This is a genomic window from Microvirga sesbaniae, from assembly GCF_025460805.1.
Lineage (GTDB): Bacteria > Pseudomonadota > Alphaproteobacteria > Rhizobiales > Beijerinckiaceae > Microvirga > Microvirga sesbaniae.
In genome coordinates this window covers 31,700-54,976 of sequence record NZ_JAMXFJ010000022.1, presented here as the reverse complement: position 1 = coordinate 54,976, position 23,277 = coordinate 31,700, and the positions used below count along the sequence as shown (strand labels likewise).

At 66.5% G+C, this 23,277-nt stretch carries 18 protein-coding genes; 6 read left to right on the top strand and 12 right to left on the bottom strand.

Features of this window, described 5'->3' with window-relative positions:
• A complete protein-coding gene (locus OCW50_RS23625; RefSeq protein ID WP_262299187.1) occupies positions 1–1,875 on the top strand; it encodes an adenine deaminase in 1,875 nt (624 codons plus the stop codon).
• A gap of 3 nt (positions 1,876–1,878) precedes the next feature.
• Here the strand turns inward: OCW50_RS23625 and OCW50_RS23620 are convergent, their stop codons facing one another.
• From OCW50_RS23620 to OCW50_RS23595, 6 genes are all read right to left on the bottom strand, one after another.
• Positions 1,879–3,204, bottom strand: a complete 1,326-nt coding sequence (locus OCW50_RS23620) for an amidohydrolase family protein (protein ID WP_262299186.1) — start codon at positions 3,202–3,204, stop codon at positions 1,879–1,881.
• Entirely contained in the window at positions 3,204–4,271 is a 1,068-nt protein-coding gene (locus OCW50_RS23615; protein ID WP_262299185.1) for an ABC transporter ATP-binding protein, read from the bottom strand. Before OCW50_RS23615 ends, OCW50_RS23620 begins: the two co-directional genes overlap by 1 nt.
• Positions 4,272–4,277: 6 nt before the next feature.
• Positions 4,278–5,069, bottom strand: coding sequence for an ABC transporter permease (locus OCW50_RS23610; RefSeq protein ID WP_262299184.1), 792 nt, complete (start codon positions 5,067–5,069; stop codon positions 4,278–4,280).
• Positions 5,066–5,914 (bottom strand): ABC transporter permease, encoded by an 849-nt coding sequence (locus tag OCW50_RS23605; protein WP_262299183.1) that lies wholly within the window; start codon positions 5,912–5,914, stop codon positions 5,066–5,068. The genes OCW50_RS23610 and OCW50_RS23605 overlap by 4 nt, the downstream gene beginning before the upstream one ends.
• 10 nt (positions 5,915–5,924) lie before the next feature.
• A complete protein-coding gene (locus tag OCW50_RS23600) occupies positions 5,925–6,965 on the bottom strand; it encodes an ABC transporter substrate-binding protein (protein WP_262299182.1) in 1,041 nt (346 codons plus the stop codon).
• Between the two features lie 159 nt (positions 6,966–7,124).
• Positions 7,125–7,838 (bottom strand): phosphoribosyltransferase, encoded by a 714-nt coding sequence (locus OCW50_RS23595; protein ID WP_262299181.1) that lies wholly within the window; start codon positions 7,836–7,838, stop codon positions 7,125–7,127.
• A 96-nt stretch (positions 7,839–7,934) separates the two neighbouring features.
• On the opposite strand from OCW50_RS23595, the gene OCW50_RS23590 reads away from it, so the two are divergent.
• The gene (locus OCW50_RS23590) at positions 7,935–9,104 is read left to right on the top strand and encodes a M20 aminoacylase family protein (protein WP_262299180.1); all 1,170 of its coding nucleotides are present in this window, start codon (positions 7,935–7,937) and stop codon (positions 9,102–9,104) included.
• A gap of 144 nt (positions 9,105–9,248) precedes the next feature.
• Here OCW50_RS23590 and OCW50_RS23585 read toward each other — a convergent pair whose 3' ends face one another.
• A complete protein-coding gene (locus OCW50_RS23585) occupies positions 9,249–11,684 on the bottom strand; it encodes a helicase-related protein (RefSeq protein WP_262299179.1) in 2,436 nt (811 codons plus the stop codon).
• Positions 11,685–11,913: 229 nt separating this feature from the next.
• Positions 11,914–13,947, bottom strand: a complete 2,034-nt coding sequence (locus OCW50_RS23580) for a prolyl oligopeptidase family serine peptidase (RefSeq protein WP_262299178.1) — start codon at positions 13,945–13,947, stop codon at positions 11,914–11,916.
• Positions 13,948–14,094: 147 nt separating this feature from the next.
• Here OCW50_RS23580 and OCW50_RS23575 point away from each other — a divergent pair, with 147 nt between their 5' ends.
• On the top strand, positions 14,095–14,469 hold the full coding sequence (locus OCW50_RS23575; protein ID WP_262299177.1) for a hypothetical protein: 375 nt from the start codon (positions 14,095–14,097) through the stop codon (positions 14,467–14,469).
• A 22-nt stretch (positions 14,470–14,491) separates the two neighbouring features.
• Here the strand turns inward: OCW50_RS23575 and OCW50_RS23570 are convergent, their stop codons facing one another.
• Both OCW50_RS23570 and OCW50_RS23565 read right to left on the bottom strand, forming a co-directional pair.
• Positions 14,492–17,638 (bottom strand): efflux RND transporter permease subunit, encoded by a 3,147-nt coding sequence (locus OCW50_RS23570; protein WP_262299205.1) that lies wholly within the window; start codon positions 17,636–17,638, stop codon positions 14,492–14,494.
• Positions 17,638–18,846 (bottom strand): efflux RND transporter periplasmic adaptor subunit, encoded by a 1,209-nt coding sequence (locus OCW50_RS23565; RefSeq protein WP_262299176.1) that lies wholly within the window; start codon positions 18,844–18,846, stop codon positions 17,638–17,640. Before OCW50_RS23565 ends, OCW50_RS23570 begins: the two co-directional genes overlap by 1 nt.
• Before the next feature lie 582 nt (positions 18,847–19,428).
• Here OCW50_RS23565 and OCW50_RS23560 point away from each other — a divergent pair.
• A complete protein-coding gene (locus OCW50_RS23560) occupies positions 19,429–19,626 on the top strand; it encodes a hypothetical protein (protein ID WP_262268687.1) in 198 nt (65 codons plus the stop codon).
• Positions 19,627–19,703: 77 nt separating this feature from the next.
• Positions 19,704–20,696 (top strand): phasin family protein, encoded by a 993-nt coding sequence (locus OCW50_RS23555; protein ID WP_262268686.1) that lies wholly within the window; start codon positions 19,704–19,706, stop codon positions 20,694–20,696.
• 65 nt (positions 20,697–20,761) lie between these two features.
• Here the strand turns inward: OCW50_RS23555 and OCW50_RS23550 are convergent, their stop codons facing one another.
• The gene (locus tag OCW50_RS23550; protein WP_262268685.1) at positions 20,762–20,959 is read right to left on the bottom strand and encodes a hypothetical protein; all 198 of its coding nucleotides are present in this window, start codon (positions 20,957–20,959) and stop codon (positions 20,762–20,764) included.
• Positions 20,960–21,213: 254 nt separating this feature from the next.
• Between OCW50_RS23550 and OCW50_RS23545 the strand changes: the two genes are divergently transcribed.
• Positions 21,214–21,495, top strand: coding sequence for a hypothetical protein (locus tag OCW50_RS23545; protein WP_262268684.1), 282 nt, complete (start codon positions 21,214–21,216; stop codon positions 21,493–21,495).
• Positions 21,496–21,527: 32 nt separating this feature from the next.
• Here the strand turns inward: OCW50_RS23545 and OCW50_RS23540 are convergent, their stop codons facing one another.
• Positions 21,528–23,009, bottom strand: coding sequence for a methyl-accepting chemotaxis protein (locus tag OCW50_RS23540; RefSeq protein WP_373371497.1), 1,482 nt, complete (start codon positions 23,007–23,009; stop codon positions 21,528–21,530).
• Positions 23,010–23,277: the final 268 nt, after the last annotated feature.

Sequence of the window (23,277 nt, the reverse complement as noted above, 5' to 3'; positions counted from 1 at the left end):
GTGAACCCTTCAGCCTCGCTCCCCGACGATCGTCTCGTGAATGCCGCGGACGAGGTGGCGATAAGACAGGATCTGGTTCTGGTCGCCCTGGGCAAGAGACCTGCCGACCTGCTGCTGCGCGTCGGGCGCCTGCTCGACGTCCATACCCGCACCTGGCTCGACGATCAGGAGATCGCCATCCGTGGCCGCCGCATCGCCTGGACCGGGCCGGCGGGCACCTTCCCCGGTGCGGCCGAGGCTCGGGTGGATCGGCGCGGTCTTGCTGCGGTTCCCGGCTTCGGCGAGGTGCACAAGCATATCGAGAGCTCGCACCTCACGCCGGAATACGAGGCCGCGCTCGTCCTGCCGCGCGGCAACACGTGGACCTGCGAGGCGAGCCACGAATTCTCGAACGTGGACGGGCCTCACAACCTCGAATTCTGGTTGACCGCCCGGCGTCACGGCTCGCCGATGAAGATCTTCCCGCTGCCGGGATCGGCCGTTCCGCCGACCGCCTATGAATGGGGCGGCGGCCATTACGGCTACGACGAGCAGGCAGGATTCCTGAAAGAGAGCCTCATGGTGGCGGGCCTTGACGAGGTCATGGACTGGCCGGCCGTCTGCAACCCGGACAATCCCTCGCACCGGCGGCTCTGGGGCATGATCCAGGCCACTTTCGAGAAACGCGGCGTCGTGGAAGGCCATGGGGCAGGCCTGCGTGATCTGAATTCCATCAACGCCTTCGCGGCGGCGGGCCTTGCCTCGGACCACGAAGGTTGGACGGCCGAGGAGGTGTGGGACAAGCTTCGCCACGGCATCTTCATCGAGATCAGGCCGCATTCGATGCCGGAGATCATCTCCGGCCTCCTCCAGCGCGGCCTCTCCGACTGGTCGCAGATCGCCTTTGCGACCGACGACCGCAGCGCCTCGGACACCCTGCGGATGGGCGCCACGGACCACAATGCCCGTCTCGCCATCGAGACGGGTCTGTCCCCGGACATCGCGATCCAGTGCGTGACCATCAACCCGGCCCGCCACATGCGGCTGACGCCCTGGGTCGGCAGCATCGCGCCGGGCCGCTTCGCGGACATCGTGCTGCTCGACGACGTCGCGAAGGTATCCATCGCCGAGGTCTGGGCAGACGGCAAGCCGGTGTCCAAAGGACCGGACTATCTCGGCCCCCTGCCCGCCATCGACTGGCCCGACTGGGCTTCGCGGACCGTGAACATCCAGCGCCGGATCGAACCGAAAGATTTCGCCATCGCGGCAGCGCCGGGCCGGGTCACGATGCAGGCCGCCCTGCTGCGCCCGTTCCACTGGCACGACGATTTCATCACCATGGAGCTCCCGGTCGAGAACGGCGCCGTGCAGCGGGATCCGGGCCGGAACGTCACGAAGTTTTCCATCGTCGACCGCTTCTCGGGCGAGGCACATATCTCGCGCATGTTCTGGCTCGGCTGCGGACCCAAGACGTCCGACACGGCGGTCGGCTGCACGGTCGCGCACGACAAGCACAATCTCTGGATCGTCGGCTCCTCCGACGAAGCCATGGCCATGGTGGCGAACCGGGTCGCGGAGATCGGCGGCGGCTGGGTTCTGGCGAGCGGCGGCAAAATCCTGGCCGAAGTGCGCTATGAGATCGGCGGGCTGATGACGCAGCGCTCCGCGGAGGACCTCGATGCGGAGATGCAGCGGCTCTATGCGGCGGCGGAAGAGATCGAGTGGCTCTACGAGCCCACATTCTCGCCGCGCTGGTACCCGGGCTTCCCGGAGCGACTCCAGTTCGCGACCTTGACGTGCGCGCCCTGGCGCTGGGTCCTGGTGGCGCCCTGCGAGGCCGCCCCGCAGGGCTTCGTCAACGTGGCGACCGGGCAGACGCACCCGGTCGTCTGGTAGACCTCATCCGGCCGCGTCGATGCGGGCCATCTCGGCCTTGAACGCGGCCGCGATCTGCCCTGCGTCGCGCAGGACCTTCTTGCGCTCCAGGCTCTCGACCTGGCGCCCGCGCATGATCCAGCGGCCGCCGACCATCACGTCCTGCACGTCCACCGGCATGGCGGAGAACACCAGCGTGGCGTAGATGTCGTAGACCGGCTGCAGGCGCGGCGCGGACAGATCGATGCGGATGAGATCCGCCTGCTTGCCGGGCGCGAGGGAGCCGATGCGTCCGTCGAGGCCGAGCACCTGCGCGCCTTCCAGGGTCGCCATGCGGATCACCTGGGCGGCCGGCATGGGCTTGCGGCTGTGACCGAGCAGCTTCTGGAACATGGAGACCGGACCGAACTGGCTGAACAGGTCGAGAGTGTTGCCGCTCATCGGACCGTCCGTGGCGATGCCGACCTTGATGCCGGCCGCACGCATGGCCTCGATGGGGGCGATGCCGCGTCCCGCCTTCGCGTTCGAGCGCGCGTTGTGGGCGACGCGCACATCCGCCTTCGCCATGCGCTCGATCTCGAACGGATCGACGTGCAGGCAATGCGCCGCAATCAGCCCCGGACGAAGAAGACCCGCCTTCTCGACCACCGCGACGGGCCGCAGCCCATGGTTCTTGCGGCACCATTCCATCTCGCTGTCCATCTCGGCGAGATGGAGCTGCACCGGAACGCCGGGATGCGCCTCGGCCCAGCGGGCGACGCGGGCCATGATGGCGACATCGGTCGAATAGGGCGCGTGCGGCGCAATGGAGGGAACGATCCGCTCATGCCCGGAGAACTCGGCCGCCAGTTCCTCGACAAGCGCGAAGCCCTCATCGACGGTCCTGTGATCGGGCGGATCGAAGGTCGCGAGCGTCTGGCCGACGACGCCCCGCAGCCCGGCCTGGTCCAGGGCGCGGCCGACCTCCGTCTCGAAGTAATACATGTCCGCGATGGTGGTGACGCCCGCCTCGATGGATTCGAGCGCGCCGAGAAGGGTGCCGACGCGGACCATCTCGGGCGTCACGAACTTGCGCTCCATGGGGAGCACATAGCGGAACAGCCGGTCGTCCACGTCCTCGCCGAGGCCGCGGAAGAGCGTCATGGCCAGATGCGCGTGGGGATTGACCATGCCGGGCATGACCAGGTCGCCGCCGACGTCCACGATCTCGGCGCCTTCGATAGGCGGCGGCTCACCGGAGCCGAGCGCCCGGATGGTACTCCCCTCGACATGCACCCATCCTGGCTCGATGACGCTCATGGTCTCGTCGATGGGGAGCAGGCAGGCATTCGCGATGAGGATCGACGCCATCACTCGTCCCCCCCGGCCGCCAGGATGGTGCATTGCTCGGGAACCGGCACGAGCTTCACCCGGGCTCCGGCCTGCAGGGGCGCCGTGAGGCTGCCGTTGGCCACGAGATGGCCGGCCGCGGTCTCGCATTGATACTGGTAAGCCCGACCGAGATAGGTCCGCAAGCCCAGCCGCGCCGGAAGGCCGTCGGCAGCCGCATCGGACGAAACGGTCAGGCCGTCCGGGCGCGTCGCGAGCAGGAAGGCGTCGGGAATGGTCCCGTACAGGCTCTGCGAGAGCCCCAGCCTCATCCCGGCCGTTTCGGCCGTCACCATGTCGCCGTCGCGCGCGACCACCTGGAACGGGATGACGTTCTCGAACCCGACGAAACGGGCCACGAAGGTATTGGCCGGGCGCCGGTAGAGCACCTCCGGCCGGTCGAACTGCATCAGACGTCCGGCGTTCATGATGGCGACACGGTCGGAGATCGAGAACGCCTCCTCCTGGTCGTGCGTGACGTAGACCGACGTGGTGCCGTTGGCCCGCTGGAGCTGGCGGATCTCGACGCGCATGTCGACCCGGAGCTTCGCATCGAGATTCGAGAGCGGCTCGTCGAACATCAGCAGCGGCGGTTCGATGACGAGAGCCCGGGCCAGGGCGACGCGCTGCTTCTGGCCGCCGGAGAGCGCTCCGGGGGCGCGGTCCGCCAGGACAGAGAGCCCGACGCGGTCCAGCATCGCCATGGCTCGCCTGCGGCGCTCGTCGGCGGCGATCCCGCGCTGCTTCAACCCGAAGGCAACGTTGTCGAGCACCGAGAGGTGCGGGAACAGGGCGTAGTTCTGGAAGACCAGGCCGATATCGCGCTTGTGGGTCGGCAGACGGGTCAGGTCGCGGCCGCCGAGCGTGATCGACCCGCTGGTGGGCGACAGGAACCCGGCGATCAGGCGCAGGGTCGTGGTCTTGCCGCAGCCGCTGGCGCCCAGAAGGGACACGAGCTCGCCTGCCTGGACAGAGAGCGAGAGGTCTTCGAGAACCCTGGTCGTTCCATAATGGGCGGAAACGGCTTCGATATGGAGAGGCTGTGTCACGGAAAGCTACTTCGCTAGAAAGGTGAGGCCGAGGGTCCGCTCCACGATGGCCATCACGGCGACCGTGAGGACCATCAAGAGGACGGACACGGACGCGACCGTGGGATCGAAGAACTGCTCCACATGGGCGAGGATCTGGATCGGCAGGGTGCTGATGCCCGGTCCTGTCAGGAAGAGCGACACCGACACGTCGTTGAGCGAGGTGATGAAGGCCAGGATGAATGCCGCGATGACCCCTCCCCGGACATTCGGCAGAACGATGGTGAAGAAGGTCTTCACCGGAGCGCTGCCCAGGCTGATTGCCGCCTCCTCGATGGAGAAGTCGAAGGACGCGAGGCTCGCGCTGATCACCCGCACCACGTAGGGCAGGACAATGAGCGTGTGGCCGATGAGAAGGGCCAGGAAAATCGGCGCCCCTGTCCCGACCGTGAGCGACTTCAGCAGGGCGAAGCCGAACACGATCTCGGGCACGAGGATCGGCAGCAGGAACAGGGTGCCGAGCCATTTCGGAAGCTCGACCCGGAAGCGGTTGAGCGCATAGGCGGCCGGGATGCCGATCAGGAGCGCGATCAGCGTCCCGAGGAACGCGATCTGCAGGCTCGTGACGATCGTTCGCCGGAAGGCGCTGATCTGGAAGATGTTCTCGAACCACCGCAGGGACAGCCCCTGCGGCGGAAAGGTCAGGTACGTCGTGTCGCTGAGGGCCGCGCCGACCACGATGACGAGCGGCACCATCAGGAAGAGATAGACTAGCGCCGCGATGACGATCAGGAGGGGATGAGGTCTGTCGGACATCACGTGGCCATGGGGTTGATTCGGCGGGCGACGTGGCTCATCGCGAGAACGATGGAGATCGTGATAACCGTCATGATGGCCGCGATGGTCGAAGCCCCGACCCAGTCGAACGACACCATGGCGCGCTGCTGCAGCAGCGTGGCGAGAACGGTCTGGCGTTCGCCGCCGAGAAGCTGCGGGGTCGCGTAGGCCGTGAAGCTGCCGGTGAAGACCAGCACGGCGCCGACGATGAGTCCCGGGACGGCCAGAGGAAGCAGCACCTGCCAGAACGTCGCCATGGGCGAGGCGCCGAGCGACGACGAGGCTTGCAGCACATCCTTGGGGATGTTCTCGAGGACTCCCACCAGGGACAGGACCATCAGCGGCACGAAGAGATAGACCATGCCGACGATGACGGCGCCCTGCGTATAGAGCATCTCGAGCGGTTCGTTGACGATGCCGAGCGCGAGAAGGGCCTGGTTCAGGATCCCGTTGCGGCCCAGGATGATGAGCCAGGCGAAGGCGCGGACGACGACGCCGGTCAGAAGGGGAAATACGGCCGCCACGATGAGCAGGCTCTTCACCTTGCCCGGCGCGCGGGACACCACATAGGCGGTCATGAAGCCGAAGATCAGGGAGATGACCGTCGTGAAGGCCGAGATCTGCAGCGTCCGGAACAGGACGGTCGTGCGGAAGCCGCTGTTGAAATAGGAAATGTAGGGAGCGAAGACCCCGCGCGGATCCATGAAGGTGCCGGCGATCACAGCCCCGATCGGCACGATCAGGAACGCCACCACGGCGAGCGTGGCAGGCGCCGTCAGCGCCCACCCGGTTGCGCCGTTCCGGCGCCAGAAGCGTCTTGCTGTCATGATGGCCGGTTTATTTCCCGAAGACCTCGCTCCAGGCGTCGAGCCAGTCGCCCTTGGCCGCGTTGAGCTTTTCGTAGTCGAGACGCTTCAGCGACGAGATCATCTTCTGGCCATAGGTCCAGCGGGCGGCCTCCTCGGGCTTCAGCTGAACGGCGGTGGCCACCGGAGCATCCACGCCCCGCTCGGCCAGGGTCTGCTGGATCTTGGGATCCAGGATGAAGTTGATGAACTGGTGCGCCAGTTCGGGGTTCGCGGCTCCCTTGGCGATGTTGACCGTGTTCAGGGTGGCGTAGTCGCCCTCCTTCAGCTCGGCCCAGCGCACGGTCGGGACCGCGGCCTGGATCTGGGCCAGGGTGAAGTCCTGGGCCATGGCCACCGAGACCTCGCCGGTGGAGAACAGGTTCACGAGCTCCGAACCCGTATTGTAGTTCTTCACCACGTTGGGCTTCAGCTGCTCGAGCGCCTTGAAGGCCGCGCTCTCGTCCTTGTACGGATCGACGCCGGCCTTGTTGGCCGCGACGAGAACCGTCATCGGGCCCGCCGTGGTGGTGATGCCCGGCAGCGAAACGCGGCGCTTGAGATCGTCGCGCCACAGGTCGTTCCAGGACGTGATCGGGGCCGACACCTTGGCGCTGTCGTAGATGATGCCGACCCGTCCGATGGTGTAGGCCGGGCCGTATTTGCCCTGCGGCTCCTTGGCGAGATCGTAGATGCCGTTGACGTTGGGGATCTTCGAGCGGTCGACCGGCTGGAACAGTCCTTCCTGGATCCCGAGCTGCGAATAGCTGTCGGTCAGGTAGACGACGTCCACGCCGCTGCCGCCGCGGATCTTGATCTTGTTCAGGCGGTCGGCGTTGTTGCCCGTCTCGAAGACCAGCTCGCAGCCGCACTGGGCGCGGAAGGGCTTGAGAATGATTTCTTCCAGCTTGTCACCGTTGAAGCCCCACCAGGAGATCGTCAGCGTCTTGTTCTGGGCCATGGCCGGGGCCCCGGCCAGCGCCGTCAGAACAAACGCCATGCCCGCCAAAGGTTTCTGCCAACGCCCTGCCATCTGAGTGTCTCCCGGGTTCACTGTTTCACGGCCAAGGAAAGGGTGCCGATGCCCCTTACGCGGTCGTTGACCGCCCTGTGGGGTCCACGCATTAACACAACCACGGCCTCTGGAAAGCCCCGCACGTCGGGGACCCTGCCCACCTTACAGCCATTCTGCTCAAAAAACTTGCAAATCGATGTCGGCCTGTCGGGGAGTCCAGCCTCCGGCCGGGTTCCGCTTCAGGCGCGGTGTCCGGAGCACTCCCACGACCCGGTCCCGTGCTCCGGGATAGACGGCCGAAACCGGCTCCTGCCACGCATTCGTCTGCAGCATCGCCGCCCCGATGGCGACGGGTCGGACGCCGCAGGCGTCGAGCAGCCGCAGGGCGGCGACGATGGAGCGGCCGCTGCTGATCACGTCGTCCACGAGCAGCACGCGCCGGTTTTCCACCAGCGGCAGCATGCGCGGATCGAGATAGAGGCGCTTCACCTGCTCGGGGCTCGTGATGGAGCTCATCGGGACGGAGAGCTCCTCGCGGTACCAGAACTTGCGCGAGGTCCCGAGCGGCACGTAGCGGGCGTGTCCCAGCCTCTTCGCGGTGCCGCTCGCCAGAGTCAGGCCCAGGGTCGGCAGTCCGACCACCACCTCCGGGTCGAAGGGTCGGGCCAGTTCGGCGAGGCCGGCGCACAGGGCTTCCTCGACGGCGAAGCCCGCCTGGTTGATGATGAGCGACGCCAGCGCGTGATCTCCGTCAGCCAGCTCGCGGATCGGGAGGCGCAGTTGGCGCCCATCCGCGAACTCGGCCGGGAAGAACCCGCGATGCCCGTCGGAGGGCGACCGCTCGAAGGTCCGAGGCGGGTGGATCTCCTGCCAGAAGTCGTGCGGCTGCATCGCTCGTCTCGTTCCTTGGGTCGCACAGGATGATTGTGGTGGGTCTTCAGCCGCGTTATCGAACGATTCCGGCCGCAAATCCAGGACCACATCGCGATGCCCCGACAGGACCTCATTCAAGCGGATCTCTCCTTCCTGCGCGAACTCCGCCAGGATCTCCATGCTCATCCGGAGCTGGGTTTCGAGGAGGAGCGCACGAGCGGGATCGTGGCCTCCCTGCTGGAAGAGGCCGGTCTTCGGGTGCATCGGGGCCTGGGGAAGACGGGCGTCGTCGGCACCTTGCAGATCGGCGACGGCGCCCGGACCATCGGCCTGCGCGCCGACATGGACGCTCTCGCCATGCCGGAGCAGGCGGAGCGTCCCTACAAGTCGAGAGTTGCCGGAAGGATGCATGCCTGCGGTCATGACGGCCATACGACGCTGCTCCTCGGAGCGGCCCGTCATCTGGCCAAGACCCGCAACTTTTCCGGCACGGTGCATTTCATCTTCCAGCCGGCCGAGGAAGGCCGCGGCGGTGCCAAGAAGATGGTCGAGGACGGCCTGTTCGACCTCTTTCCCTGCGACGCCGTCTACGGGCTGCACAACATGCCCGGACTGGCGATCGACGAAATGGCCGTTACCGCGGGCCCGCAGCTCGCCTCGTCGGATACTTGGCTCGTGACCTTCAAGGGCATCGGGACTCACGGGGCGAAACCTCATCTCGGCAAGGACCCGATCACGGCGAGCGGTCATTTCCTCTCCGCGCTCCAGACGATCGTCGGCCGGGTGGTCAATCCGCTCCAGCCCGCCGTGGTGAGCGCCTGCTCCGTCCAGGCCGGCGATCCGCGGGCCCTCAACGTCATTCCGGACGTGGTGGAGATCGGCGGAACGGCGCGAGCCTATTCCGCACATGTGCGCGATCAGCTCGAAGAGGAGATCGAGCGTCTGGCGCGCGGGGTCGCGGCGATGTTCGGGATCGAGGCGTCATACGAATTCCGCCGCCGCATCCCGCCGGTCGTCAACCAGGCCGATGCCACGGCCCGTGCGCTCGAAGCGGCGCGGGCCGTGTGTGGCGCCAAGGTCGTGACGGATTTCGAGCCCTCGACCGCAGGCGACGACTTCGCGTTCTTCAGCGAGGCCGCACCGGGAGCCTATGTCTGGCTCGGCAACGGGCCTGCCGTCGACGGAGCCCTGCACCACAACACGGCTTACGACTTCAACGACGAGGCCATTCCGACCGGCGTTGCCTTCTGGGTCGCCCTCGTGGAGCAGGAACTGGCGGCTTGAGGCTTACCGGCGGTCTGCATGCTCCGTCATCACCGGGCCCGTCCCGGTGATCCCGATGCCGTGAAGCGCCGCGCTCAATCGCACCGGGATGGCCGACACGAGGCGGGCCATGGCATTCAAACGGCAGCCCTCAAGGTCTGGTGCTCACCGGCCCCCGGCACGATAGGTTTCCGTCTCGCCCGCGGGAGCCTCGTCCCGACCGCGGCGCCTGTTCTTCTGCCGTCGGGGCTTCGCGCTCCGGTCGCGCCGCACCTTCTCGTCGGGTCTCCGGCGGTGCGACACGGAGGTCGCAACGAGCTTCTCCTCGATCTTCGCATTGAGGCTCGCGCGCAGGTCGACCACCGCGTCCACATCCTCGAAGACCTGCGGGTAGCGCTGCGCCAGCCACAGCCAGCTGGTGGCGATCTTCACCCTGGCTTCCAGCTTGAGAAGATCCGTGTTCACGCCGAAATCCGGAGCCTGGACCCGGCCGTGCGCCGCATGCTGCCGCGCCCAGTCGAGGAGGAGCTCGACCGCCAGCCGCTCGCGACCGTCGACCGGCGCCATGGAATAGGACAGGCGGTCGAGGACCGGCAGGTCCACCGTATCGAGGAGCGATGCCAGCTCGATCATCTCGTCCATGTCGGCCATGCGCAGGTCAGGGTGCCCTGCGACGAGGGTGTCGTTCAGGTGGCGCAGCACGCGGCCGAGGCGGTCCGTCTGCAGGACCTCGCTTGCGGACAGCACGGTCTCCTGGTTCGGACGGACGAACGCCTTGCCGCGCAGCTTCGCGGCATCCCCGTTCAGCGCGTTGCGGATGACGGTCTCGACCTGCGCATAGGCTCCGACCTCCGGCAGCGCCGTCACGAGGCCCTCGTCGTGGTGGCCGAAGCGCCCTGCCCGGCCGGCGATCTGCTTGATCTCCATGGCGTTGAGCTGCCGCTCCCGCACGCCGTCGAACTTGCGCAGCGTCGAGAACACGACCCGCCTCAGCGGGCCGATGTTCAACCCCATGCCGATGGCGTCGGTTGCGACGAGAACGTCCGCCTCGCCGTTGCGGAACCGCGCCGCCTCGGCGCGGCGGACCTCCGGCCCGAGGGCGCCATAGACGGTGGCCACCGTGCGCCCGGCCGCGACCAGGCGCGTGCGCAGATCGTGCACGTCGCGGCGGGTGAAGGCCACGACCGCGTCGCCCCGCATCAGCTTGTTGAGATTGGCCGGAACACCTTCGACGCGCAGCTTGCCCTTGCGCTTGAGGATCTTCACCTCCAGCGGCTCGCCGGTCATGGCAAGCAGATGCTCCACGAGGGGGATCGCCTCGGGTGCGCCGGTCAGGACCACGAGCTTCGCCGGCGCTCCGACCATCGCCTGGGTCCAGGCCCAGCCGCGGCTCGGGTCGCCCAGCATCTGGACCTCGTCGATCACGCACACGTCGACCACCCGGTGCAGATCCAGGGTCTCGATGGTGCGGGCGATATGGGTCGCGCCTTCCGGAAGCACACGCTCCTCACCGGTGATCATGCCGGCCGCGAAGCCCTGCTCATTCATGCGTTCGTAATGCTCGAGCGCGAGGAGCCGCAGGGGCGACAGGATCTCGGCTGACTGAGCCTCGCCGGCGAGCCTGAGCGCCTCGTGGGTCTTGCCCGAATTGGTCGGCCCCGCCAGGAACAGGAACCGGCGGTTCAGGGACCGCGCCACGGGGAAGATCGCCGCATAGCTCTCGTAGCCCGACGCCTCCCGGATCTGCGCCTCGCGCAGGTGCCGCAGCCGCCGGGCGGCCGCCTTGGAGCGGAAATCGTCGAGCTTCTGCCGGAGCTTGCGCCCGGCTCCCGCGGGACCGCTCTTGTCCGAGGCATGGATCCGGTCGAGCCTTTCGAGGGCCGAGCGGATGCCGCCGAGGATCGCCTGCCGCTCGTTCGCATCCTCATAGGCATCGAGATAGGTCTCGAGTTCGTCGCGCCAGGCGGCCAACTCCTGCTCGCAGGCCGCAAAGGTTGCATCCTGGAGCGCGATCAGGCGAGCCTCGAGCGCCTCGGACGCGGCCGCGAGCTCGGTCCGCTCCACGCGCGCCGGCGCGAGCACGACCGCCGCGACCTCGACCGGTTCGGCGAACGCGTACTCGACCGCGATGTCGACGGGAACGCCGTCCGGGAGGATCTGCATGGGCCGGCTGAACACCGCCCGGTATCCGGCGAAGACCCGCTCCGGCTTCCAGCGACCGCTCTCGATCCGGCGGATGTCCTCGGCGACATAGATCCCGGTGTTCTTCCGAACCGGAGCGAGAATGCTCTGCCGGCGGCGATGCGCGGCTTCATCCACGGGTTGGGTCCTGTCCTCGTCCGCGTTCCGGCGGGCAGGTCCATTGCGCTCGGGCGTCTCGCCTCCTTGCACGCGCCAGGCCGGAACCTCGGCCGCCAGCGCGGCGACCACGTCCGGATCGAACATGGGAGCCTCGAAGCTGCGTCCGCGCTTCTGGAAGGTCCGGCGCTCAGCCACGGGGATCAGACCGGCGTCGATCCAGCGCTCGCATTCGGCCGTGCTGGCGAGCAGGATCCCGGGCAGGTGATTGAGACTGACGAGATGTTTCGACTTCTTGGACATTCAGACTTTCGCTGACCGGAGCAGCCCAGGCGGGGCCGCCCCGGTCCATTTGAGGAGCGCCTCAGGACGGATCGGTTTCACACCGGTTTCAACACCCGAAAGGCGCAGATGTTTGCGGGGAAGGGTTTCCGGCCTGGCCGAGGATCGTCCCCTTCTGCCGCGGGAGGCGATCTAAAGCATTGGGCGGCCGAATCTTTCTCCCTCTATGTGACGACGAAACGGCCGAATATCAAGGGATGAGGGTCTTCCGAAGGAACGACAATCCCAGGGCGGTGAGAAAGGCCGCCTGCTCCTTGTTGGCCGCCCCGTGACCGCCATCCTCGGGCTCGTAGAAGAGCACCGGCTGCTCCATGGCCTCGAGCCTGGCGGCCATTTTGCGGGCGTGGCCCGGATGAACCCGGTCGTCCCGTCGCGACGTCACCAGAAGCACAGGCGGATAGGTCTGCCCCTCCTGCAGGTTCTGATAGGCCGAGAAACCCGCCATGTAGGCCCAATCCTCGGGACGGTCCGGGTCCCCGTATTCGGCCACCCAGCTCGGTCCTGCCAGCAGACGGGTGTAGCGCTGCATGTCGAGGAGCGGCACGGTGCACCAGATCGCCCCGAACAGCTCCGGGTAACGGGTCAGCATGTTGCCGACCAGCAGTCCGCCATTCGAGCCGCCATAGGCCGCAAGCTGCCCTGCCGAGGTGACGCCGCGCCCGACGAGATCCTGGGCGATGGCGGCAAAATCATCGTGGGACAGGCGCTTGCCCTCACGCATTCCCGCCTTATGCCAGGCGGCTCCGAACTCGCCGCCCCCCCGGATGTTGGCGACCACCCAGACATGGCCGCGCTCCAGCCAGGTTTTGCCGATCCCGCCCAAATAGCCGGGCGTCAGGGAAACCGAGAAGCCGCCATAGCCGTAGAGCACGGTCGGACGCTGGCCACCCTGCTCCTTCGGACCGATCTGGTAATAGGGAATGCGCTCGCCGTCCACGGACACCGCCTCGTGCCGGGTCACCTCCAGGTTCGAGGCATCGAAGGCGGGAGGCGATTCCTTCAAAACCTCGATCCGCTTGTCCTCGGTCACGAGGGCGAGCTTCGTGGGCTCGATGAAGCTCGAGACCGAGAGCAGGAACTCGTCCGTCCGTTCGAGCTGGCTCGCGTCGAGCGCCATGGCGTGAACCGCCGCGGTCTCCGGCAGGCCCGCGAGCCGCTCCATCTGCCAGGACGCTCCCGGCGTCGCCAACCAGATCTGGCTCGCCAGATTGTCGAGAACCGTCAGCACGAGGCGGGTCCTGGTCCACCAGAACCCGGACAGGACACGCCGCGGACCGGGCTCGAACAGGACCTCGAAGCGACGGTCGCCCGCCATGAACCGGGAGAAGCTGATCGCCAGAAGCGCGTCGGCCGGATAGGCGCGGTCCGGCAGGGCCCAGTCGCTTTTCAGCTTCACGAGCAGCCAGTCCTTCTCCACGTCGAACCGGGCGTCCCGCGGGAGATCGATGAGCAGCGGATCGCCCTGCTCCTGCGCCAGGTAGCTGATCCCCTCCTCGAAGGTCATCTGGCGCCGATAGAAGATTCGTTCATAGCCCGGCTCGAGGTCGACCGATGCCGAGATGTAGATGTCGTTGAACTCGCCCTGAAACAGCAGCGGAGATTGATGGAAGTCGGTGCCGCGCTGCCACAGCCGCACCGTCCGCGGATAGCCCGAAGCGGTCGCGGCATTGTCGCCGAGCGTCGTGGACACCAGCAACTGGTCCTTGTCGAGCCAGGTCGCCCCGCCCTTGGCCTCGGGAAGCGCGAAGCCGTCGTCCACGAAGCGTTTCTCGACGAGGTCGAATTCGCGCACGACCGCGGCGTCGGCGCCCCCGCGGGAGAGGCTGACCAGGCCGTAGCGCTGCTCTGGCTGGAGCGTCCCGCACCCTTTCCAGACCCAGTCCGCGCCTTCGTCCTTCGCCAGCGCGTCGACGTCGAGCACCGTCTCCCAGGACGGATCCGAGGTCCGATAGCGCTCCATCGACGTGCGCCGCCACAGGCCGCGCACGTGGTTCATGTCCTGCCAGAAATTGTAGAGAAGGCCGCGCCTTCTCGTGATGAAGGGAATATTGTCGGGGCGTGTGGAGATCTCGTAGAGCGCCTGCTTGTCGGCCTGGAAGCCTGCATCGCACAAGGCGGCCCTCGTGATCTCGTTGTGCGCCCGCACCCAGGAGAGCGCCTCATCGCCCTCCACATCCTCCAGCCAGAGATAGGGATCGGGTCGCTCCTGCGTCCGTTCGGCCATGATCGTGCTTTCCGTTCAGGTTGTTGCGTTTCGGCGGGCGAGAATCGGTTCGATGGATTATTGGGCACCCCGGGTCCCGGGCAACATCTCGCCGAGAACCGAACCTATCACCATCCGTTGACGATGAACGCATCTGAAGGGGCCGACATGGATCCATTCGTCGCTGCACTCGAAGAACTCTCCGATGCCCTCCTGGCGGGAGAAGATCCGGAAGAGGTCCTTCCGGAGATCGCCGAGGAGCATGGCGTGCCCCTCCCGGCCTTGCGCAACCGGGCGCTGCGGGCACTGGGCCCGCTCGAGACCTACAGGCAGCGTCAGGCCGAATTGAAGAAGGAGCGGGAGCAGACCGCGAGGCGCCGCGACCCGGTTTTCGCGGGCGCCTCGTTCCTGGCCGCGGTCGCGAGCCTCAACCCCAGGCTCTCCGCGGACGAGAGGCAGGCCGAGATCGCCCGTCTGGCCGCGGAGTACGATGTCGACCCAGCCGCGCACAAGGAGGCCATCGAGCGCCTGCGCAAGCGCTGAGGCTCCGCCGCGCCCGTTCGCTCTAAACCTCCTTCGCCGGCACGCTCTCGGGCACGACCGCCGCCGCGTCCCTGTCCGAACGCTTGCGGTCCCGCGTCACAAGGCGGAAGAACAGCGGTACGAACAGGACGACCAGGAAGGTTGCCGCCAGCATTCCGCCGATGACGCCGGTGCCGACGGAATGACGGCTCGCCGAGCCTGCGCCCGTCGAAATCGCGAGCGGCACCACGCCGAGGATGAAGGCGAGCGACGTCATGACGATGGGACGGAAGCGGAGCCGGGCCGCATCCAGGGCGGCATCGAAGGCCGTTTCCCCGGCCCTGTAGCGCTCGGCCGCGAACTCGACGATCAGGATTGCGTTCTTGGCCGCAAGCCCGATCAGGGTGACGAGCCCGACCTGGAAGTAGATGTCGTTCTCGATCCCGCGCAACCAGATCGCCAGGATGGCGCCGAAGACCGCGAAGGGCACGGCCGTGATGACGGCGAAGGGCAGCGACCACCGCTCGTACTGGGCGGCCAGGATGAGGAAGACCATGACGAGGCCCAGGAGGAACCCCTGGGATCCGGTGCCGGCCGATTGCAGCTCCTGATAGGCCGATCCCGTCCAGCCGATCGAGTAGTCGGACGGCAGGGTCTGGGCGACGACCTGCTCCATGGCCGCGATGGCCTGTCCCGAGGAAAAGCCCGGCGCCGGATTGCCTTGTATCTTCGCGGCCGGAAAGACATTGAACCGGTCGACCACGTCGGGCCCCACGATGCGGACGGTCGTGAGGAGCACGTTGAGGGGAACCATCGTGCCGTTGTCCGACCGGACGAATACGTGCCGCAGGTCGTCGGGCGATTGCCGGAACTCGGCCTCGGACGAGAGGCTGACCCGGTAGGTGCGCCCGAACAGGCTGAAATCGTTGACGTAGAGGCTGCCGAACGTGCTCTGCATCGTGTCGAAGATGGCCGAGATGGGAACGCCGAGCGCCTTCGCCTTGTCGCGATCCACGTCGATCCGGTACTGCGGCACGCCGGTGTTGAAAGTGGTGGAAACGCCCGTCACTTCGGGGCGCTGTCCGGCCGCCTGAACGACGCGCTGCGCGGCCTGCGCGAGGTTGTCCAGGCTCCCGCCGGAGCGGTCCTGAAGATAGAACTCGAAGCCTCCGGTCGTGCTCAGCCCCTGGATCGGCGGCGGGTTGAACCCGATGGCGACGCCGTCCCGGAAATTGGCGTTGAGGGCCGCGAAGGCCGGAGCGAGGTTGCGGGCGTCGAGCCGCGGGTCGGTGCGCTCGGACCAGTCCTTCAGCGACACGAAGGAGACGCCCGCGTTGGTCTTCTGCGCGCCGGACAGGAGATCGAACCCCGCCAGGGTCACCACATCGGCCACGGCCGGGTTCTGCATGACCCCTTCGGTCACCTTGCCCGTCACCGCAAGGGTGCGGTCGAGAGATGCCGCGGGCGGCAGGGACGTCACGACGAAAACCGACCCGAGATCCTCTGCCGGCACGAGGCCGCCCGGCACCCGCTCGAACAGCCACCAGGTCGCGCCGAGCATCACGGCGATGACGACGAGGGCGGCCGCGGCGTGGCGAAGAAAGAATGCCGTGCCGGCCGTGAAGGTGCGCGTCACCCGGTCGAAGCCACGATTGAAGATCCGGAAGGGCAGCCAGGGCTCCCGGTGCCCCTCCTTTAGCAGCAGCGCGCACAGGGCCGGCGTGAGCGTCAGGGCGACGATTCCGGAGATCACCACCGACACCGCGATGGTGACGGCGAACTGGCGGTAGAGCTCGCCGGCGAGGCCGCCGAGAAACGACACCGGGATGAAGACCGCGCACAGAACGAGCACCACCGCGATCACCGGGCCGCTCACCTCCTGCATGGCCTGGATGGCGGCGTCGCGGGGAGGCTTGCGCTCCGTCGTCATGATCCGCTCGACGTTCTCCAGCACGATGATCGCATCGTCCACCACGATGCCGATGGCGAGGATCATGCCGAACAGGGTGAGCAGGTTGATCGAGAAACCGAGGAGATACATGCCTCCGAACGTTCCGATGATCGACACCGGAACGGCGAGCAGCGGGATCAGCGTCGCGCGCCAGTTCTGCAGGAAGAGGAAGACCACGAGGACGACCAGCACGATCGCTTCGATGAACGTCCTGACCACCTCCTCGATGGAGACCTCGATGAACCTGGTGGTATTGAACGGCACATCGTAGCGCAGACCTTCGGGGAAGCGCTGCGCCAGCCGGTTCATGGTGGCGGCGACGGCATTGGATACGTCGAGGGCGTTGGCATCCGGCTGAAGGTAGATGCCTATGGGAACGGTCGGGGCTCCGTTCAGCGACGCGACCGTCGAATAGTTCTGCGACCCGAGCTCCACCCTGGCCACATCCCTCAGGCGCAGCGCCCCGCCGTTCTCGTCCGAACGCAGGATGATCTGCTCGAACTCGCGCGGATCGGCCAGGCGCCCCTGGGTCGTGACCGAGTAGGTGAAGGCCTGCTGGCCCGGACTCGGCTCCTCGCCGAATCGCCCCGCAGCAAACTGGGCGTTCTGGTCGCGGATCGCGGCAGCGATGTCGCTCGGCGTCAGGTTGTACTGGGCGACCTTGTCGGGTTTCAGCCAGATGCGCATGGAGTAATCGGAGGCGCCGAACAGGGACGCGTCGCCGACGCCCGGCGTACGCCGCAGCTCGTCGATGATGTTCACCAGCGCATAATTGGAGATGTAGATCGTGTCGTAGCGGCGATCCGGCGACGACAGCGCCACGATCTGGAGGATGGAGGACGACCGCTTGGTCACCGTCACACCCTGGCGGCGCACTTCCTCGGGAAGAACCGCGGTGGCCCGCTGGACCCGGTTGTTGACGTTGATCGTCGCCTGATCGGCATTGGTGCCGGTCCGGAAATACACCGACAGGCTCATGGTCCCCGAGCCCGTGGAGGTGGATTGCAGATAGATCATGTCCTCGACGCCGTTGACCTGCTGCTCGAGCGGAGCCGCGACGGTTTCAGCGATGGTTTGAGCGCTGGCGCCCGGGTAGGTGGCGGAGACCACCACCTGCGGAGGAACGATCTCGGGGTACTGGGCAACCGGCAGCACCCGCATGGCGATCAGACCGACGAGCACGATCACGATCGACAGGACGGAGGCGAAGATCGGCCGATCGATGAAGAATTTCGAGATCATGGCCGCGCTCCAGGCTGCTGGCCGCTGGCCGTCCCGGTCGTCTGCGCGGCCTGCGGGTCGACCGGAACGGGCCGGACGGGCTGGCCGGGGCGCACCCGGATGACGCCGTCGACCACGACCCGCTCGCCTCCCTTCAGGCCGGACTGGATCACCCATCCTTCGGGCACCTCCGGTCCCAGCCGGACCGGCACCGCCTGTGCGACGTCGTTCGCCCCGACCACGTAGATCGCCGGCCCCTGCGGCCCCTGGCTTACGGCCTGACGGGGCACGACGATGGCTCCGGGCAATGTGATGCCGATCAGACGCACCCGCACAAACTGGCCCGGCAGCAAGGCGCCGTCCGGGTTCGGGAAGATCGCCCGTGCCTGGATCGTCCCGGTCTGCGGGTCGACCCGCTGGGCGGCGGTGTCGATCCTGCCGGTTTGCGGGTACTCGGCCCCCTGGCCGAACCGCAGCTCGACCTTCAGGTCCTTCTCGGAAATGGGTTTCTCCCGCCGCTCGTTCAGGGCGCGGAACTCCCGCCCCTCCTCGTCCGTGAAGGAGAAGTTCACATAGGCCGGGTCGAGCTGCGATATGGTTGTCAGAAGCGTCTGCTGGGCCTGGATCAGGGCTCCGACCGGGGGCGATTTCAGCGCCGTGATTCCGGCAGCGGGCGCCGTGACGGTCGTGTAGCCGAGGTTGAGCCTCGCGTTCTGAACCTCGGCTTCGGCAAGCTGGACACCGGCGCGGGCCTGGTCGCGCTGGGAGCGCGCCTCCTCGAGCTGCACGTCCGTCGACACCCCGCGCCGGGCCAGCGGCTCGATGCGGTTGAAATTTTCCTCGGCCTGGCGCAGGGCCGCCTGTGCCTGGAGCAGCTGCGCCTCCGCACGGCTCAGAGCCACCTCGTAGCTCGCCGGATCGATCCGGAAGAGCACCTGATCCTGCTTGACGGGCGCCCCCTCCTCGAACTCACGCTTGAGCAGGAGACCGCCGACGCGCGGGCGCACCTCGACGTCGCGGAAGCCCGCCACGCGACCGGCGAACACGACGGGAAGCGGCACTTCGGCCGGCTGAGCGACGATGATCCCGACCTGCGGCGGAGGCTGCGCCGGGGCCACGGGGGCCTGCGGCCGCGCCGCGGTCTCCGGTGCGCGGCTCATAGAGAGATAGATGCCGCAAGCCAGCGCCAAGCCCAAGACGGCAATGAGAAGGATGCGCCTGATCAATGTGCCCTCCAGACCGCGACACGAACTGCTCCGATCGGACGCACTGACCTTGAGCGATTCCTCAAGGGCGAGCGGCAGGCCGCAGATCGCCGACCCTAGAGCATCGGATCGATCCCAAATTTGAACCCACTTTTGGGATCGATCCGATGCTCAACCCCTTAAGCGGCGCATCGTTCGGCGCGGACCCGCCGGGTCCGCACGATGCGCTACAGCCTCGGACCCAAGAGTGGACACCACTTTTGGGTCCGAGGCTCCTTCTCTTGACTGGCGCATCGGATGAGGCGGAAAACCGGGTCCACTTTTCCGTCCGATGCGCTAGGCATGAACATCCGGGCCATGCCTCGGTTCCGAGACGGCCCGGCCGGCTGCCGGAACCCGGCCCGGGAATGCCTGCGGCACTTTAACCTGTGTTAACAAATTCTTTCCTTGTGTCGGGTTTCTGACAGACGAACAGCGATGCTTCGGTATCATCCTCAGCAACCACGACAATGAACGATTCACCGGGGGCACAATCATGGCCATCCGTACGCCGTCCGCTCCTTCATCGAAGGCGATGGGCTGCGCCGGACCATGGAGTGCTTGATGAAGAGCAAGAAACGAAAGCCTATTTCTTCCGAGCTCCGGCGCACGGCCAAGCTCGAGCGTGAGCTCAAGGCCGTGGAGGCGCAGATCGCCCTGCTGGAGAAAGACACCCGTCTCGATCTCGCCACACAGGACCATTTCGTCTTGTGGAGGCGTCCGAACCTTTTTGCTCCCTGGCCATTGGGGCTGCAGCACTAGTCGAAATCTCACACCCGCCATGGTGCAGCCTGCGCCGAGCGCAGGATCATGTCTCATCGGAACCTGGAGGTCGAATCATGACCACACGAAAAATCACCCAAGCCCCGCCCGACCGGGCGCGGGATCTCTTCGAAAAGCTTCTGGCCACGTCGGACAACGCGGTCAAAACCCGTGAGCGTCTGTTCGCGGAGCTGCAGGAGGAGCTGACCCTTCTGGCGGCCCTCCAGGAGCAGCATCTGCTGCCGGTTCTGCGCCGGCACGGAATGGACGACCTCCTGCGCCAGGCTCTCGGCGATCATGAGGAAACCACCGCACTTCTGGCCGACATCGAGCGCATGCCGAAGAACAACGGCGAGTTCCTCGCCAAGGTGGCAGAGCTGAGACGGGTGTTCCAGCAGCATATCCGGGACGACAGAAAGGAGCTTCTGCCGGCCGTGCTCAAGGTTCTGAGCGACGACGAGGCCGAGGCGGTCGCAGAGAAGGTGGAGGACGACATGGTGGCATTCGACGAGGGCAAGCGCTCCGAGGCGCGCCGGCTCCGCGAACCGGTCGAGGCGGTTCAACGCGTCACCGAGGATCTCGCCGAGACGGTGCGAGCCGGGACTGAAGGGGCTCAGACCATCGCCAAGTCGATGCAGCAGGTCGTCGAGAACAGTTTTGGGCTGTTTTCCGAACTCGCCCGCCGCTCGACGGGCCAAGCCATGCAGATGTTCGCTCGCAACGACGGAGAGGCCCGCGGCCTCGCGGCGCAGGATTCCGGCACCGCCCCGGGCGCGGCCCGATCGAACGCGGTCTTCGTGCGTGGCTTCCAGGACGTGTCGCGGGAATGGTTCGAACTGAGCCAGAAGCGACTGCAGACGAATCTCGACGGCCTGAATGCCCTCGCCCGCTGCCGCTCCATGAACGACTTCGTGACGGTTCAAAGTTCCCTCATCCGGGACAATCTGGAGCAGACCGTCGACAACAGCCGCCGCATGGCGGAACTCACGATGCAGCTGGCCGACGAGGCCGCCCGCAACGCGACAGTCGAAGTGAAGCAGCTCGCGGAACGGGTCGGCCGGGCAGCTTGACCGTCCGGTGCAATCGCGCTCCCGGCCACGAGCCGGGGGCGTCCCTCGGGTCCGCGCGACGCGGGTCAGAGCGGCTTGTCGGACCGGTCGAGGGCCGCCGTCCAGCGATGCGGCCAAAAGGCCAGGACGGCAACCACGAAGGTCAGCAGGAGGAGCGCTACCATCATCTGGGCCACTCCGAAGATCGGGGCGTCCTTGGCGACGAACCAGCTCGTGACGACTCCGGCGGCAACCATCAATATCCGAACGATCCAGCTGATCATGTGTGCCTCCACGGCCCGCCCGAACGACGACAGGACTGCAGACTAAACGTCAAACCGATTGCCATTATGGCAGGGCTCCCGTCGCCGCGTCCGACCGCCGCGAGGCCGATCCGGCAAGGCGCGCGAGCCTTAAGGGAAACACGGGACGGCAAATTTGCAGCGCCAAGCTGCCCCATCCTGACCAAAGTCGTGGCGCTAACCTAGATTAATCCCTCGAAGGAAATGCTGGCTTCAAGAACACGTCGGAGGAAGGCATGACCAGTGCTGTCGAACGTGTCCGTTCCGCGAGTGTGTCACACGGGGCCGGGTGCTACGCGCCCGATCTCCTGCCCCGGTTGCAGGCCGTTCTCGCGGACCTCGCCGATCTCGACTTCGCCCATGAGAAAAGCCTCGACGCGGTCAGGCAGAGCGCCGACGACGAGGCGCGCAAGAGCGCGACGATCGCGAGCCTCCGGCACGAGCACCGGGAGCGGCGAGCCCCTTACATCCGGGAACTCATGGCGATCGAGGAGCAGATGGAGGCAACCTTCGCCTGACGGGACCACGTCCCCGGTCTCAGGGTTTTCGTCTAACGGGCCAGCACCTGCGCGGCCTTCTTCGTCGTGTCGACCGCGTCCGACACCCGTCCGACCGCCGCCGAGATGGCCCCGATGCTGCCGGCGATGCGCGTCACCGCATGGGACGCATCCTGCATGTTGGACGACATCTCCTGCGTGACGGCGCTCTGTTCCTCGACAGCGGTGGCCGCTCCGACCACGTGCGCCCGCATGGTCTCGATGGATCCGCGAATCTTCGCGAGCGCCTCGACCACCCCGCTCGACACGGTCCGGACCCCGTCGATTTCGGTGGAGATCTGCTCGGTGGCCCTGGCCGCCTGCGAGGCCAGATTTTTCACCTCGCTGGCAACCACGGCAAAGCCGCGACCAGCCTCGCCGGCCCGGGCGGACTCGATCGTCGCATTCAGGGCCAGCAGGTTGATCTGACCGGCGATGCTCTGAATGAGGCCGATGATGCCCCCCATCGCCTCCGCGGCCGCGGAGAGCTTGTTCGTGTATTCGTTCGCGCTTTCCGCCTCGGCAAAGGCGGTGTCGGTCGCGGCCCGCGATGTCGCCATGCTCTGGGCGATTTCACGGACCGAGGCGGCCAGTTCCTCCGAGGCGGACGCCATCATCTGCACATTGCTGGAGGTCGCGGTCGCGGCTTGCCCGGCGGAGGTCGCCTCCCGAGAGGATTGGCCGACGGCCGCATCGATCTCGCCGAAGTTGGTCTCGATCATGCCCCTGAGACTGATCAGAAGTCCGACCTGCTGGGTCACGTCGGTCGCATATTTCACGACCTTGTACGGGCGTCCGCAGGCGTCCAGGATCGGGTTGTAGCTCGCCTCGATCCAGATCTCCCGCCCGCCCTTTCCGATCCGCTTGTATTGTGCCGCCTGGAACTCGCCGTTCTTAAGCCGGCGCCAGAACTCCAGGTATTCCGGGCTGGCCCTCTGTCCCGGCTCGACGAACATGCTGTGGTGCCGTCCCTGGATCTCCGGAAGAGTGTACCCGACGGCCGCGAGGAAATTGTCATTCGCGTCGAGGATGTGTCCATCGAGATCGAACGAGATCACCGCCTGAGACTTCCCGATCGCCTCGACCTGCCCCTTCAGATCGGCCTGGTCGTTCATCTGCCGGGTGATGTCGGTCGCGAACTTGACGACCTTGAAGGGCCTTCCATCGCGCCCGATCAGGGGATTGTAGCTCGCCTCGATCCAGACCTCCCGACCGCCCTTGCCGAGGCGCCTGTAACGCGCCGCCTGATATTCACCGGCTCTCAGCCTGCGCCAGAATTCGTCATAGGCCGGCGTCTCCCGGTCGGCGGGCTCGACGAACATGCTGTGATGCCTCCCCTGGATCTCCTGAAGGGAGTAGCCGACCGTGCGAAGGAAATTCTCGTTGGCTGTGACGATGGTGCCGTCAAGATTAAATTCAATGATCGCCTGCGCTCTGTCGAGCGCTGCAAGTTTCGCATCCATTTCGGATCGGACTTGAGACAAGATACCCAACATAGATCGGCTCCGACACTCAAAACAATGACAGGACTCGCCACGAAACTGCGACTGTTGCTGTTATCGAGGGTGAGGAGAAAAGGATAATGACTGGTAAGTGCGGAACTACGTAATTCCACCTAGCGCATCGGACGGACCCGCAGGGCCGCGCCAGTGACCCGCAGGGCCGCGCCAGTGACCCGCAGGGCCGCGCCAGTGACCCGCAGGGCCGCGCCAGTGACCCGCAGGGCCGCGGATAGGGGGCGCCGGCCCTTGGGGGCGCCGGCGC

Excerpts from the sequence above, each read along its gene's own strand:
- OCW50_RS23620 (WP_262299186.1), bottom strand. The coding sequence starts at position 3,204 with ATGGCGTCGATCCTCATCGCGAATGCCTGCCTGCTCCCCATCGACGAG.
- OCW50_RS23605 (WP_262299183.1), bottom strand. The coding sequence starts at position 5,914 with ATGACAGCAAGACGCTTCTGGCGCCGGAACGGCGCAACCGGGTGGGCG.
- OCW50_RS23600 (WP_262299182.1), bottom strand. The coding sequence starts at position 6,965 with ATGGCAGGGCGTTGGCAGAAACCTTTGGCGGGCATGGCGTTTGTTCTG.
- OCW50_RS23595 (WP_262299181.1), bottom strand. The coding sequence starts at position 7,838 with ATGCAGCCGCACGACTTCTGGCAGGAGATCCACCCGCCTCGGACCTTC.
- OCW50_RS23590 (WP_262299180.1), top strand. The coding sequence starts at position 7,935 with ATGCCCCGACAGGACCTCATTCAAGCGGATCTCTCCTTCCTGCGCGAA.
- OCW50_RS23585 (WP_262299179.1), bottom strand. The coding sequence starts at position 11,684 with ATGTCCAAGAAGTCGAAACATCTCGTCAGTCTCAATCACCTGCCCGGG.
- OCW50_RS23580 (WP_262299178.1), bottom strand. The coding sequence starts at position 13,947 with ATGGCCGAACGGACGCAGGAGCGACCCGATCCCTATCTCTGGCTGGAG.
- OCW50_RS23575 (WP_262299177.1), top strand. The coding sequence starts at position 14,095 with ATGGATCCATTCGTCGCTGCACTCGAAGAACTCTCCGATGCCCTCCTG.
- OCW50_RS23560 (WP_262268687.1), top strand. The coding sequence starts at position 19,429 with ATGAAGAGCAAGAAACGAAAGCCTATTTCTTCCGAGCTCCGGCGCACG.
- OCW50_RS23555 (WP_262268686.1), top strand. The coding sequence starts at position 19,704 with ATGACCACACGAAAAATCACCCAAGCCCCGCCCGACCGGGCGCGGGAT.
- OCW50_RS23550 (WP_262268685.1), bottom strand. The coding sequence starts at position 20,959 with ATGATCAGCTGGATCGTTCGGATATTGATGGTTGCCGCCGGAGTCGTC.
- OCW50_RS23545 (WP_262268684.1), top strand. The coding sequence starts at position 21,214 with ATGACCAGTGCTGTCGAACGTGTCCGTTCCGCGAGTGTGTCACACGGG.
- OCW50_RS23540 (WP_373371497.1), bottom strand. The coding sequence starts at position 23,009 with ATGTTGGGTATCTTGTCTCAAGTCCGATCCGAAATGGATGCGAAACTT.